We start from the raw sequence: 12,749 nt of genomic DNA, 5'->3' as shown, positions 1-12,749 counted from the left end.
GAGTCGAACCCCTCTTTTCAGAATGAAAATCTGACGTCCTAACCGATAGACGAAGGGCGCGTGCGCTTGTGGTGTGGCGCCCTTATAGTCAGGCTCCCGTTGGTCCGCAAGCGGAAAAATTGATTTTTCTCGCTTCGTGACGAGTTTTTTTATAGAGGCCGGAAGGGCTGTGGAAAACTGCGCCAGAACTGGCCAAGGCCTTGAAATATCGCCCCTATCGCTGCGCGTCAGTAATGCCCCCATGCCTTGCGGGAGGCCGGGGACACAGTTTTCCAACCCTTAGCTGGCATAGGCTGCGGCTGGATGAAACGGATGCTGTGGTCGGCTGAAGGGGAAAGGCAAGCCGGTCGATTTGCCTGTTGGCGTTTCGTCCGGCTTGCCTTCCATCGGGGGGACAGCATTCTAACGTGCCCGGCGGGAATCGGTTCCGGCGCATTGGTCGCGCGTAGCGATTTTGCGAGCTAATGCGATGTGGTCGTATTTTGAAGGGGAAGAACACGAAGGCAAGTGGCACGCCCTAGGGGAGTCGAACCCCTCTTTTCAGAATGAAAATCTGACGTCCTAACCGATAGACGAAGGGCGCGTGCGCTTGTGGTGTGGCGCCCTTATAGTCAGGCTCCCGAAGGTCTGCAAGCGGAAAAATGCATGATTTGACAAAAAAATGACATGGGCCGCCAGAAGCCCTGAAAAACAAGGATTCTTGTTTCGTAACAAATGGTTAAACTGCGACGACACGCCCATTTTTGTGCTCTTTGCGCTTCGAGAGCGGTGGAATCACGGAATCGAAATCGTCGCGCTCGTGCATGGAGAGAAAGATTTCAGCAGGTCTCCAGAAACGAAAACGGGGCCGAAACGGCCCCGCTCGATATATATGTCGATCGCAGTCTCAGTGCAGAATCTGGCTGAGGAACAGCCGGGTGCGCTCGTGCTGCGGATTGTCGAAGAATTCGGCGGGCGAGTTCTGTTCGACGATCTGGCCCTGGTCCATGAAGATGACGCGGTTTGCCACCTGGCGGGCGAAGCCCATTTCGTGGGTGACGCACAGCATCGTCATGCCATCTTCGGCAAGGCTGACCATGGTGTCGAGCACTTCCTTGACCATTTCCGGGTCGAGCGCCGAGGTCGGCTCGTCGAACAGCATGATCTTCGGCTTCATGCAGAGCGAGCGGGCAATCGCCACGCGCTGCTGCTGGCCGCCGGAGAGCTGGCCGGGATACTTGTTCGCCTGCTCGGGGATCTTGACGCGCTTCAGATAGTGCATCGCCACTTCTTCGGCTTCCTTCTTGGGCATCTTGCGAACCCAGATCGGCGCAAGCGTGCAGTTTTCGAGGATCGTCAGATGCGGGAAGAGGTTGAAGTGCTGGAACACCATGCCGACTTCACGACGCACCTCATCAATCTTCTTCAGGTCGTTGGTGAGCTCGATGCCATCGACATTGATCGTGCCCGACTGATGTTCTTCAAGCCGGTTGATGCAGCGGATCATGGTCGATTTGCCCGACCCGGAAGGGCCGGCGATGACGATGCGCTCGCCTTTCATGACCTTCAGGTTGATATCGCGCAGCACGTGGAAGTCGCCATACCACTTGTTCATGCCGATGAGTTCGATCGCCACGTCCGTTGTCGAGACGGTCAGTTTTTTTGCTTGGGTTTCTGCCATTTGAGCGTCCCTTATCGTTTATGCCCGGTGTCGAGGTGCCGTTCCATGAACAGCGAATAACGCGACATGCCGAAGCAGAATATCCAGAATACGAAGCCTGCGAAAATATAGCCAGTCATCGCGGTGACGGGTGTGGCCCAGTTCGCATCCGATTGGTTGAGTGTGACAATGCCGAGCAGGTCGAACATGCCGATGATCGAGACCAGCGACGTGTCCTTGAACAGCCCGATGAAGGTGTTGACGATGCCCGGAATGACGAGCTTCAGCGCCTGCGGCAGCACGATCAGTCTCGTCTTCTGCCAGTAGTTCAGGCCGAGCGAATCCGCACCTTCATATTGTCCCTTCGGAATGGCCTGCAGGCCGCCGCGGATTACCTCCGCCATATAGGCCGAGGAGAACAGCGACACGCCGACGAGCGCGCGCAGGAATTTGTCGAAGGTCCAGCCGTCGGGCAGGAACAGCGGCAGCATGATGCTGGCGAAGAACAGGACGGTGATCAGCGGAATGCCTCTGATGACTTCGATGAATAGCACGCAGAGCATCTTGATCACCGGCAGGTTCGACCGTCGGCCGAGTGCCAGAAGAATGCCGAAGGGGAGCGACACCGTGATCCCGAAGAACGACAGGATGAGGGTCACCATCAGGCCGCCCCAGAGCTGCGTTTCCACCTTCGGCAGGCCGAAGACGCCGCCGATAAGCAGGAAAAACGCAATGAAGGGCAGGATGATGAAAAGCGCCAGCGCATTCAGTCGCTTGAACGGCGCTTTTGGAATCAGCATCGGTATCAGCAGGATGGCGAACGCCACCATCACCAGGATGGGACGCCAGCGTTCGTCGATCGGATAGCGGCCGAAGACGAATTGGCCGAGCTTCGCCGAAACGAAGGCCCAGCACGCACCGGACTGGCCGTCCGGCAGCGCGCCGCCCTGCGAAGCGGTCAGGCAGGCGATACGATCGCTGCCGGTCCATACCGCGTCGATGAACAGCCACTTGATGATCGGCGGCACCAGATAGGCGAGCAGGGCAAGGGCGATAACCGTCAGGACGGTGTCCTTCGGCGTGGCGAAAAGTTTGGTGCGCAGCCAGTGACCGAAGCCGACGGCGCTCGAGGGCGCGGGTTTGGCGTCCTCGATGGTCTGTCGCACGAATGCGTGATTGCTGATCGTCATCGTTATCGCTCCACCAGGGCCATTTTCGCATTGAACCAGTTCATGACCACGGCCGTGAGCAGGGACAGCGAGAGATAGATGACCAGCCAGATTGCAACGACTTCGACCGCCTGTCCCGTCTGGTTCAGGATCGTGCCGCCGACCGAGACGATGTCGGCGAAGCCGACAGCGACCGCAAGCGAGGAGTTCTTGGTCAGGTTGAGATACTGGCTCGTCAGCGGCGGAATGATGATGCGCATCGCCTGCGGAACGACGATCAGGCGCGTCGTGGTGCTGGAGCGAAGTCCCAGTGCATCCGCAGCTTCCGTCTGACCCTTCGCCACAGCCTTGATGCCGCCGCGAACGATTTCGGCGATAAAGGAGGCGGTGTAGAAGGAAAGCGCCAGGAACAGCGACATGAATTCAGGTGCGACGACCGCGCCGCCCGAGAGATTGAACCGCCCGGCAATCGGATAGTCGAATGTCAGCGGCGCCCCGAGCGCCAGAAATGTCGCCAGCGGCAGGCCGATGATGAGAAGCGTCGCCGTAATTCCGGTGCGGAACTGCTGTCCGGTTCTTTCCTGTCTGGCCTTCGCCCAGCGGTAAACGAAGACGCTGAGAACGATGGCGACGAGGAAAGCGAGCGGCACGAGCCAGGTGCCTTCTCCCCACAGCGGCTTGGGAAAGAAAAAGCCGCGATTGTTGAGGTAGGTTCCAAGCGGAAGCTCGAGCGACTCGCGCGCCTGCGGCAGAACCGAGATGACGCCCTTGTACCAGAAAAAGATGACGAGCAGCGGCGGGATGTTGCGGAAGATTTCCACATAGGCCTGCGCGAGTTTCGAAATCAGCCAGTTGTTGGACAGTCGGGCGATGCCGACGATGAAACCGATGATCGAGGCGGCGATGATGCCGAAAAACGCAACCTGGATCGTGTTGAGAATGCCAACGAGCAATGCCCGGCCATAGGTCGCATCGCTGGTATAAGCGATCAGCGACTGGCCGATATCGAAACCGGCTCTTCCGTTGAGGAAGCCGAAGCCGGACGAAATGTTTGACCGTTGAAGATTGGTGATCGTATTCGTCACGATGATCCAGACGAAGGCGGCCAGGACGACGACTGTCAGGACCTGATAAAAAATGCCGCGTATGCGTGGATCGTAGATAAGTGACGACGCGCTTTGCGCGCGCGATCGTTGCGAACTGACCGCGTTGCCTGCCATAGGCACCTTTCCCTTTTATGTGCTCTTTGCGAGCTTATTTATATAATTTGAAGCGGAGGCCGGGCGTTGCCCAGCCTCCTTATGATCTAGCCGGTAATGGGGCCGATCAACGGACCGGCGGTGCGTATTGCAGGCCGCCCTTGGTCCACAGCGCGTTCTGGCCACGCTCGATCTTCAGCGGAGAGCCAGCGCCGACGTTGCGGTCGAAGACTTCGCCGTAGTTACCCACCAGCTTGATGATGTTGTAGGCCCAGTCGTTGGTCACGCCGAGATCGGTACCGATCTTGGTGCCTTCTTCCGTGCCGAGCAGGCGCTTCACGTCCGGATTGGCGCTGTTCTTCTGCTCATCGACATTCTTGGAGGTGACGCCAAGCTCTTCGGCGTTGACCATCGCATAGTGAACCCAGGTCACGATGTCGAACCACTGATCGTCACCCTGGCGAACGGCCGGGCCAAGCGGCTCCTTGGAGATGACTTCCGGCAGAACGACGTTTTCGTCCGGGTTCTTCAGCTTCAGACGGATTGCATAAAGACCCGACTGGTCGGTGGTGTAAACGTCGCAACGGCCCGAATCATAGGCGGAGGTTGCGTCGGATTCCTTTTCGAAAACGACCGGGTTGTACTGCAGATTGTTGGTCTTGAAGTAGTCGGCCAGGTTGAGCTCGGTGGTCGTGCCGGTCTGAACGCAGACGGCGGCGCCGGAGAGCTCGAGAGCCGACTTCACGTTGAGGCTCTTCTTGGCGATGAAGCCCTGGCCGTCATAATAGTTGACGGTGCGGAAGTTGAAGCCGAGCGACGTGTCGCGGCTGATCGTCCAGGTGGTGTTACGGGTCAGAACATCGACTTCACCGGACTGGAGAGCCGGGAAGCGGTCCTTGCTCGAAAGGGCGACGAACTTGGCTTTCGAAGGATCACCGAAAACCGCGGTGGCAATACCACGGCAATAGTCCACGTCGATACCGGACCATTCGCCCTTGTCATCGGGATTGGAAAATCCCGGAATGCCCGCGCTGACGCCGCAGGTGACGAAACCTTTTCCCTTCACATCCTGAAGCGTCGCAGCCGAAGCGACCGAGGCTCCTCCCAAAACTGCTGCGCCGATGGCGGCTGACAGAATTGCCTTTTTCATTTTTCCCAACCTTTGTTTGTTATCGTCACTTGGAAGGGGACCGGCATGTTTGTCTTCCCCAGCTCCCCCTTCAGCGAGATCTTTTTCGATCCGCTTTTTCTATCACAATCACAATTGGCAGCGGGGTCAAGACGTGCGGGCAATAATTGTGCCTATAAAACGGAATTTTCCAAATTTTGGTCGGGAAGTGTGCAAAGGGTGAAAATATAAGCATATTTTTGCGGAAATTTGCACTTGCACAGTATTTGTATACTTATTGTATTCTGGCTGGCGATGGATCAATCCGACCCGCTCGGACGTCCCTGCGGGACTTGACCTTGCGTTGCGCTCTTAGCATTGTCGCACGCGTCAATGTTCCTTCGAAAGCTGATCTGAAATGACCAAGACAAATGACCTGCTTTCCGCCGCAGGTGTGAATACGCGCCTGACCCATGGCGGCAACGATCCCGCGGACTGTTTCGGTTTCGTCAATCCGCCCATCGTGCGCGGTTCGACCGTGCTTTTTCCCGACGCGGAGACGCTTTCGACCGAAAACCAGAAATATACCTATGGCACCCACGGCACGCCGACGACGGATGCCCTGTGCAATCTCGTCAACGAGCTGGAAGGGTCGGTCGGAACCATTCTCGTGCCCTCGGGCCTTGCGGCCATCACCGTGCCGTTCCTTGCCTATCTCGGCGCCGGCGACCATGCGCTGATCGTCGATTCAGTCTATTTTCCGACGCGCCGTTTCTGCAATACGATGCTGAAGAAGCTCGGTGTCGAGGTGGAATATTACGACCCGGCAATCGGGGAGGGCATTGAGGCTCTCATCCGGCCGAACACCAAGCTGGTGCATCTGGAAGCGCCGGGCTCCAACACCTTCGAGATTCAGGATGTAAGGCTGATCACCGATATCGCTCACCGGCATGATTGCGTGGTGACGATGGACAATACCTGGGCGACGCCGCTTTATTTCAAGCCGCTCGATTTCGGCGTCGATGTCTCCATTCACGCCGCCACCAAATATCCTTCGGGTCATTCGGATGTGCTGATGGGTTTCGTCTCGGCCAATGAAAAGCACTGGAAGGCGCTTTATCAGGCCAATACCAATCTCGGCATCTGCGTCACCTCCGACGATGCCTACCAGATCCTGCGCGGCATGCGCACCATGGGAATAAGGCTGGAGCACCACCAGAAAAGCGCGCTCGATATCGCCACATGGCTGGAGAGCCGTGACGACGTCGTCCGTGTGCTGCATCCGGCGCTGCCGAGCTTTGCCGGGCACGAACTCTGGAAACGCGATTTCAAGGGCGCAAGCGGTGTCTTCTCCTTCGTGCTGAAGGCGGAAGAAGGCAAATACAAGCAGGCGGCGGCCGCCTTCCTGAATGCGCTGACCTTCTTCGGGCTCGGCTATTCCTGGGGCGGATACGAATCGCTTGCCGTTTCGGTCTCGCTTGTCGACAGAACCATTGCCAAGGGCCCGTCGGAAGGGCCGGTCATCCGCCTGCAGATCGGGCTCGAGGATATCGCCGATCTCAAGAAGGACCTCGAGGCCGGGTTTGCGGCAGCGGCCGGAGTTTGACCTCAGCCTTTGGCGCGATAGCCGTAGAGCCAGTCGAAGTCCTTCAGGAAGGCGTCGGTGGGGCGCGTGGAAAACACGAAGTCCCGCGCAATACGCACCGGGCCAGTGGCGTGATAGGCAAAACGATTGAGAGAGGCCCGCTTGCGGGCCTTTTCTATGCGCGGCAGGCGCAGGGCCTCAAAGCTGGCAAGGGCCTGCGGCAAGGGCAGGGGCTTTTCGGCATTGCCGCCTGCCGTCGCTCCCGCAAGTTCGAAAGCATCCTCTATCGCCATGGCCGCGCCCTGTGCGGCGAAGGGCATCATGGCATGCGCCGCATCGCCGATCAGCACCGTGTCGCGACCATTGTGCCAGCGGCCCGGGCCGGCCTGATAGAGCGGCCAGAAGGTCGGATTCTCTGACGAATCGAGCAATCGGACGATATCCGGGCTGAAACCGCGAAACTGTTCCAGCAGCATGGCTTTCTGCCGCCCGCTCGATTCCGCCCGCCAGGTTGCGCCGGGATCGGCACCGAGCGCGATGGCGACAATGTTGAAGCCGCCAACTTCCTTCAGCGGATAGGCGACGATATGGCCGCCGGAACCGAGATAGGCGGTCACGGCGCTTTTGTTGATGGCTGACGGCACATCGTTTGCGGCAACGGTGAAGCGCCAGGCAATATTGCCGGAGAAGGTGGCTGTGGGGGCGGAAGGGACCGCGAAGCGGGCCGCCGACCAGACACCATCCGCGCCGACGATCAGATCATGGTCACGGAAGGTGGTTGCGGCAATCACGTCCACCGTCGCGTTTTCGATGCGCTTGCCGAGATGCAGGCGGCAGAGCGGGTTGCGTGTCACCGCCTGGAGAAGCGCATTCTGCAGCGTCGAGCGGTGCAGCACGCCATAGGGTGCGTCCCAGCGTGTGCGCGCCACCGCGCCCATCGGCAGGGAGAGCAGCGTGGCGAGCGATTTTCCGGAAGTGAGTTCGACGCTGACCGGTTCGGTCCAGCGCGCTTCGATTTCCGGCAGCACGCCGAGTTCGGCGAGAATGCGGGCGGCATTGGGCGAGAGTTGCAGGCCTGCGCCCACTTCCGTCAGCTCACCGGCCTGCTCGATGATGTCACAGTCGATACCGTACCGGGCAAAGGAAAGGGCAGCGGTGAGACCGGCGATGCCGGCACCGACAATGGCTACGGATTTGATGGGCATTGGTGCGCCCCGATCAGGAAAAGTGGAAGGTCAGGCGGCCTTCACATGGAAGACGCAGCCCGGAGGATTGGTCTGCTCGGCCTTCAGCGACGGATTGTAGCGGTAAAGGGTGGAGCAGTAGGAACAGACCTTCTCGTTGTCGTCGCCCATATCGATGAAGATATGCGGATGATCGTAAGGAACGGAAGCGCCGGTGCACATGAATTCCTTGACGCCGATCTCGATCATGCGGTGTCCGCCATCGTTCTGGAAGTGGGGAATGGAATGCCCGGCCATGTTCGTCTCCAAATGCAATATCGTTATCGAGCCGCAATCCGTCTTCGCGTGCCGGCTCGTCGTTGCGGATATGTAGCCTCAAACGCATTGCATCTCCATAAAAATCGTCAGCAAAACATGTTCAACATTGCTAATTCCTGCCATATGGTCCGGCAAAAAGGATGTCCTTGATGAATCTCAACACGCCGCAGTTTTCCGATTTTTCCCATGACGGCCTTCGCCTTGCCTATTTCGACGAGGGCGATCCGGCGGGCGAACCGGTTCTGCTGATCCACGGCTTCGCCTCCAGCGCCAATGTCAACTGGGTGCATCCCGGCTGGTTGAAGACGCTGGGCGAAGCGGGCTACCGGGTGATCGCCATCGACAATCGCGGCCACGGCGCAAGCGACAAGCCGCACGATTCCGAAGCCTATTATCCGCCCGTCATGGCCGGGGATGCGGTGGCGCTGCTCAACCATCTCGGCATCGCCGAAGCGCATGTGATGGGCTATTCCATGGGCGCGCGCATTTCCGCCTTCCTTGCCATGGCGCATCCGGAGCGCGTGCGTTCGCTGGTCTTCGGCGGGCTCGGCATCGGCATGGTCGAAGGCGTCGGCGACTGGGATCCGATTGCCGAGGCGCTTCTCGCACCTTCGCTCGATGTCGTCACCCATGAGCGCGGCCGCATGTTCCGCGCCTTCGCCGACCAGACGAAAAGCGACCGGCTGGCGCTGGCCGCCTGTATCGAGACGTCGCGGGTTCTTGTCACGCGTGAACAGGCTGAGAAAATCGATGCGCCGACGCTGATCGCGGTCGGAACGAAGGACGATATCGCCGGTTCCGGCGCGGAGCTTGCCGCGATCATGCCGCATGCGCGGGCCATCGACATTCCCGGCCGGGACCACATGCTGGCCGTCGGCGACCGGGTGTTCAAGGCGGCGGTGCTGGAATTTTACCGCTCGCTTTGACCCGGAGCATTTCCGGGAAAAGCGGAGCCCGGTTTTCCGTCCGGAAATGCGGCAACGCTGAGGACGGCAAGAAACGGTTTTTCATGCTGCATGAAGAAAAACTGAAGCCTTGCCGCCTTTAAAGTCGTCATTCGAATCCCATTTCTAATGCACGTCTTTTTCTGTATAAAGAACGACCACTGCAAACGAGGAGACCATTCATGGTCGCACGTACCGAGGCCCGTCAGCCCGAACAGCTGGCGATCGTCGATCCCATCTGGGGCAGCCTGCTCAATGAAGCCCGTAGCGCCGCGGCGCAGGACCCGCTGCTTTCGGCCTTCCTTTATTCGACGATCCTCAATCACCGGTCTCTCGAAGAATGTGTGATCTACCGCATCTGCGAACTCCTCGATCATCCCGACATGCAGGCCGTGCTTCTGCGCCAGACCTTCCAGGACATGCTGGATGACTGGCCGGAATGGGGAAGCGTGCTGCGCGTCGACATTCAGGCCGTTTACGACCGCGATCCCGCCTGCACGCGCTTTATGGAGCCGCTCCTCTATTTCAAGGGGTTCCAGGCCATCCAGACCCACAGGCTCGCCCACTGGCTGCTGCAGAAGGGCCGCAAGGACTTCGCGTTTTATCTGCAGAGCCGCTCCTCGAGCATCTTCCAGACGGATATCAATCCGGCCGCGCGCATCGGTAAGGGCATCTTCCTCGATCATGCCACCGGGCTTGTCGTCGGTGAAACGGCGGTGATCGGCGACAACGTCTCCATCCTTCACGGCGTCACGCTCGGCGGCACCGGCAAGGAAGGGGCGGACCGCCATCCGAAGATCGGAAACGGCGTGATGATCGGGGCCGGCGCGAAAATCCTCGGCAATATCGAGATCGGCAGCTGCTCGCGCATCGCCGCCGGTTCGGTGGTGCTGAAGCCGGTTCCGCCCAAGACGACCGTTGCCGGCGTGCCGGCGCGTGTGGTGGGAGAAGCAGGGTGTTCCGAACCCTCGCGCCTGATGGACCAGCTTATCGGGGCCGATATCTGACCGGCCCTATCGCGCTCCGATGGGGCCGGCATTTTCACGGTCGTCCGTGTGGAAGACACGGATGACTTGCCGCTTTCACTTTACTTTGGCCTTTGTCCCATGCCAAAAGCGGGCCAACGCGAACCGCACAGGAGAATAGTGGTGAAAGCCGACGAAATCAAAAAACTCGACGCCTATTTCAAGCGCACCTTCAACCCGACGATGGTGGTCAAGGCGCGTCCGCGCAAGGACGATTCCGCCGAAGTGTATCTTGGCGAAGAGTTTCTCGGCGTCGTTTATATCGATGACGAAGACGGCGACCGCTCCTACAACTTCTCCATGGCGATCCTCGACGTCGATCTGTGATCGTCACCATCCGGTGACGGATGGAGTTTCGCACTGAACCAGTCGCCCGTGGCGGTTACGCCTCGGGCGATTTGTTTTTTCGGCTGCTGACCTGCATCATCAGGCGGTTTTCCGGCCGCAAGGTGACCCGCATCAGCGGCTCGGTATTTGCCGGGCTTTTGTTCCTGAGGTGGTCGTTCTGCAAAAGCACGGCAAGGATTGCGACAGCCTCCATCATGGCAAAGGCATTGCCGATGCAGACGCGCGGGCCAGCGCCGAAGGGCATATAGGCATAGCGGTGGCGCGCCTTGACCCTTTCGGGCTCGAAGCGTGACGGGTCGAAGCGGTCGGGTTCTTCCCATAGTGCTGTGTGCCGATGGACGGCGTAGATCGGCACATAAAGAACGGTGCCGGCCGGGATATCGTGTTCGCCGAGCCTGAAGTCCTGCAATGCCGTGCGTGTCACGACAGGGGCGGGCGGGTAAAGCCGCATCGCTTCCGAAAATACCTGTCTGGTATAGGTCAGGCGGGCGATATGTTCAGCCACCACCGGTTCACCGGCGGTAACGGTTTCGATCTCGTCGATGACCTTGCGCTCCACGTCGCTGTTTTGCGAGAGCAGATGGAAGGTCCAGGCAAGGCCGAGGGCCGTGGTTTCATGCCCGGCGGTAATGAAGGTCAGGAGATTGTCGATGATTTCCGTGTCGCTCATCATGCGTCCGGTTTCCGGATCTTTCGCTTCGAGCAGCATGGAAACCAGATCGTTCCTCTCGATCGGATTTTGTCGCCTTTCGGAAATGACGGTTGCAAGGCTGGAGCGAAGATAATCCACCGCCACGCGCGCCTTGCGCCTGCCCGGATGCGGAAGCCATTCCGGTGCGCCCAGCATGGCGAGTGCGAAGGTCCAGCCCGTGGGTTTCAGATAATCGGTGATGCTTTGCTCGACGCGGGCTATATCGATCCCATGGCCGCCGGACATCATGGTTTCGACGATGATGTCGAAGGTCGTCCGCATCATCTCATGGCCAATATCGATGTCGCCGGCAGGCGATGCGTGCCAGCGCTCTTGCGTGCGGCGCGCGGCGTCGATCATGACCGGCAGCAGTTCCAGCAGCTTCTCGTGCCGGAACGCTGCGGCGACGGATTGTCTTTGCCACTTCCAGTGATCGCCATCGGCCGTCAGAAGCCCCTGGCCGAGCGCGGGGCCGAGGGCGCGGCGCACATCTTCGCCCTTGCCGAGCAGATGGGCGTTCTTGACCAGCGCCTCATGGATAAGCGCGGGATCGGCAAGATGAACCCGCATGACGCCGCCGAGACGGGTAAAGACCGCCGGCTCGCTGAAAATCTCCGGTGGCAGAGCCTTCAGCGGATTGCGGATGAGCGACAGCGCGACGCGGGCTGTTGCGAATTTGGAGACGGGTGCGATTCCGGGCGTATCCGGGGAGGCGGTGCGAAGGTCGGTTCCGGTCATTTACAGGTCCTTTGTCCGCGTTGACACTTACATTTCCTGTTAAGGTGTATACCTTATTGTGAGTATTTAAGGTGCGTACCTTAGATTTCAATGGTCGGGTTCGAAATCAATGAAGAAAAGCAGTACCGGGCGGACGGCGGCACGCCCCACGCGCCAGAGAATTCTCGACGCCGCACTCACTCTGTTTAACGAGCGCGGGCCCGACCACGTGACGACCGCCGAAATCGCAAGGGCGGTAGAGATCAATGAGGGCAATCTCTATTATCACTTCCGCACCAAGGAAGCGCTGGTTCTGGCGCTGTTTGCCCGGTTCGAAGCCGATGCGCTGGCAATTGTCGGAAAGATTGACGGGGCCGATGAGGGAGCGGCGGCAACCTATGCCGGTTTTCTGCGGCTCTGGTTTTCGCTGGTGTGGGACTATCGTTTCCTGTTTCGCGATCTGGTCGGTCTTGTCTCTTCCGCCCCGGCGCTGGTGGAGCCCGTGCGAACCATAAGCGCCGCGATGCGCCTTGCCGTCGGCGATATCGTCGCGCGCATGGAGAAAGCGGGCCTCGCCGCGATACCCGAGGAAGAGCGGCCTGCCGTTCTGACGAACCTCTGGATCGTCTCCACCTATTGGGCGTCCTATCTCAACCTTCAGGAAGGCATCACCGAGTTCGGTCCGCCGCAGCTGGACTGGGGATTGAAGCAGGTCTCAAGCCTGTTCAGACCCTATCTCTCCCCGGAAGCAAAAGCCGAGCTGGAAGCGCTGCTGGTAGGGGAGCCGTAAGTTTCACCGGACGGTGACAGGGCCGGAAAACA

Annotated in this window: 12 protein-coding genes and 1 tRNA gene; 5 read left to right on the top strand and 8 right to left on the bottom strand. The window is 59.3% G+C overall.

Annotation, left to right across the window (positions count from 1 at the left end; genetic code table 11):
- Positions 1–508: 508 nt before the first annotated feature.
- From ACQZ5N_RS02750 to ACQZ5N_RS02730, 5 genes are all read right to left on the bottom strand, one after another.
- Positions 509–583 (bottom strand) — tRNA-Glu (locus ACQZ5N_RS02750).
- Between the two features lie 303 nt (positions 584–886).
- Positions 887–1,660, bottom strand: a complete 774-nt coding sequence (locus tag ACQZ5N_RS02745; protein WP_003524857.1) for an amino acid ABC transporter ATP-binding protein — start codon at positions 1,658–1,660, stop codon at positions 887–889.
- An 11-nt stretch (positions 1,661–1,671) separates the two neighbouring features.
- Positions 1,672–2,829, bottom strand: a complete 1,158-nt coding sequence (locus ACQZ5N_RS02740; protein WP_003524858.1) for an amino acid ABC transporter permease — start codon at positions 2,827–2,829, stop codon at positions 1,672–1,674.
- 2 nt (positions 2,830–2,831) lie between these two features.
- Complete coding sequence (locus ACQZ5N_RS02735) at positions 2,832–4,028, bottom strand: amino acid ABC transporter permease (protein WP_003524861.1); 1,197 nt, start codon at positions 4,026–4,028, stop codon at positions 2,832–2,834.
- Positions 4,029–4,134: 106 nt separating this feature from the next.
- Positions 4,135–5,157 (bottom strand): amino acid ABC transporter substrate-binding protein, encoded by a 1,023-nt coding sequence (locus tag ACQZ5N_RS02730; RefSeq protein WP_003524863.1) that lies wholly within the window; start codon positions 5,155–5,157, stop codon positions 4,135–4,137.
- A gap of 376 nt (positions 5,158–5,533) precedes the next feature.
- On the opposite strand from ACQZ5N_RS02730, the gene ACQZ5N_RS02725 reads away from it, so the two are divergent.
- Positions 5,534–6,721, top strand: coding sequence for a cystathionine beta-lyase (locus tag ACQZ5N_RS02725; RefSeq protein WP_448731991.1), 1,188 nt, complete (start codon positions 5,534–5,536; stop codon positions 6,719–6,721).
- 2 nt (positions 6,722–6,723) lie between these two features.
- Here the strand turns inward: ACQZ5N_RS02725 and ACQZ5N_RS02720 are convergent, their stop codons facing one another.
- Positions 6,724–7,905: an FAD-dependent monooxygenase gene (locus ACQZ5N_RS02720; RefSeq protein ID WP_448731990.1), complete on the bottom strand. Its 1,182-nt coding sequence runs from the start codon at positions 7,903–7,905 to the stop codon at positions 6,724–6,726.
- Positions 7,906–7,935: 30 nt separating this feature from the next.
- Entirely contained in the window at positions 7,936–8,181 is a 246-nt protein-coding gene (locus tag ACQZ5N_RS02715; protein WP_035261222.1) for a zinc-finger domain-containing protein, read from the bottom strand.
- A 170-nt stretch (positions 8,182–8,351) separates the two neighbouring features.
- Between ACQZ5N_RS02715 and ACQZ5N_RS02710 the strand changes: the two genes are divergently transcribed.
- The 3 genes from ACQZ5N_RS02710 (at position 8,352) to ACQZ5N_RS02700 (ending at position 10,498) form a co-directional block, all read left to right on the top strand.
- A complete protein-coding gene (locus tag ACQZ5N_RS02710) occupies positions 8,352–9,128 on the top strand; it encodes an alpha/beta fold hydrolase (protein ID WP_035261230.1) in 777 nt (258 codons plus the stop codon).
- A gap of 200 nt (positions 9,129–9,328) precedes the next feature.
- On the top strand, positions 9,329–10,153 hold the full coding sequence (gene cysE / locus ACQZ5N_RS02705) for a serine O-acetyltransferase (protein WP_035261225.1): 825 nt from the start codon (positions 9,329–9,331) through the stop codon (positions 10,151–10,153).
- A gap of 141 nt (positions 10,154–10,294) precedes the next feature.
- A complete protein-coding gene (locus ACQZ5N_RS02700) occupies positions 10,295–10,498 on the top strand; it encodes a DUF3126 family protein (RefSeq protein ID WP_003524869.1) in 204 nt (67 codons plus the stop codon).
- Positions 10,499–10,553: 55 nt separating this feature from the next.
- Here the strand turns inward: ACQZ5N_RS02700 and ACQZ5N_RS02695 are convergent, their stop codons facing one another.
- Positions 10,554–11,948: a cytochrome P450 gene (locus tag ACQZ5N_RS02695; RefSeq protein ID WP_448731989.1), complete on the bottom strand. Its 1,395-nt coding sequence runs from the start codon at positions 11,946–11,948 to the stop codon at positions 10,554–10,556.
- A 109-nt stretch (positions 11,949–12,057) separates the two neighbouring features.
- On the opposite strand from ACQZ5N_RS02695, the gene ACQZ5N_RS02690 reads away from it, so the two are divergent.
- A complete protein-coding gene (locus ACQZ5N_RS02690) occupies positions 12,058–12,717 on the top strand; it encodes a TetR/AcrR family transcriptional regulator (protein ID WP_127755985.1) in 660 nt (219 codons plus the stop codon).
- Positions 12,718–12,749 lie beyond the last annotated feature (32 nt).

It is taken from the genome of Agrobacterium sp. 22-221-1 (genome assembly GCF_053522445.1).
This window is presented reverse-complemented; position numbering and strand designations above follow the sequence as displayed.

Excerpts from the sequence above, each read along its gene's own strand:
- ACQZ5N_RS02695 (WP_448731989.1), bottom strand. The coding sequence starts at position 11,948 with ATGACCGGAACCGACCTTCGCACCGCCTCCCCGGATACGCCCGGAATC.
- ACQZ5N_RS02740 (WP_003524858.1), bottom strand. The coding sequence starts at position 2,829 with ATGACGATCAGCAATCACGCATTCGTGCGACAGACCATCGAGGACGCC.
- ACQZ5N_RS02745 (WP_003524857.1), bottom strand. The coding sequence starts at position 1,660 with ATGGCAGAAACCCAAGCAAAAAAACTGACCGTCTCGACAACGGACGTG.
- ACQZ5N_RS02725 (WP_448731991.1), top strand. The coding sequence starts at position 5,534 with ATGACCAAGACAAATGACCTGCTTTCCGCCGCAGGTGTGAATACGCGC.
- ACQZ5N_RS02715 (WP_035261222.1), bottom strand. The coding sequence starts at position 8,181 with ATGGCCGGGCATTCCATTCCCCACTTCCAGAACGATGGCGGACACCGC.
- ACQZ5N_RS02690 (WP_127755985.1), top strand. The coding sequence starts at position 12,058 with ATGAAGAAAAGCAGTACCGGGCGGACGGCGGCACGCCCCACGCGCCAG.
- ACQZ5N_RS02720 (WP_448731990.1), bottom strand. The coding sequence starts at position 7,905 with ATGCCCATCAAATCCGTAGCCATTGTCGGTGCCGGCATCGCCGGTCTC.
- ACQZ5N_RS02710 (WP_035261230.1), top strand. The coding sequence starts at position 8,352 with ATGAATCTCAACACGCCGCAGTTTTCCGATTTTTCCCATGACGGCCTT.
- ACQZ5N_RS02730 (WP_003524863.1), bottom strand. The coding sequence starts at position 5,157 with ATGAAAAAGGCAATTCTGTCAGCCGCCATCGGCGCAGCAGTTTTGGGA.
- ACQZ5N_RS02735 (WP_003524861.1), bottom strand. The coding sequence starts at position 4,028 with ATGGCAGGCAACGCGGTCAGTTCGCAACGATCGCGCGCGCAAAGCGCG.
- cysE (WP_035261225.1), top strand. The coding sequence starts at position 9,329 with ATGGTCGCACGTACCGAGGCCCGTCAGCCCGAACAGCTGGCGATCGTC.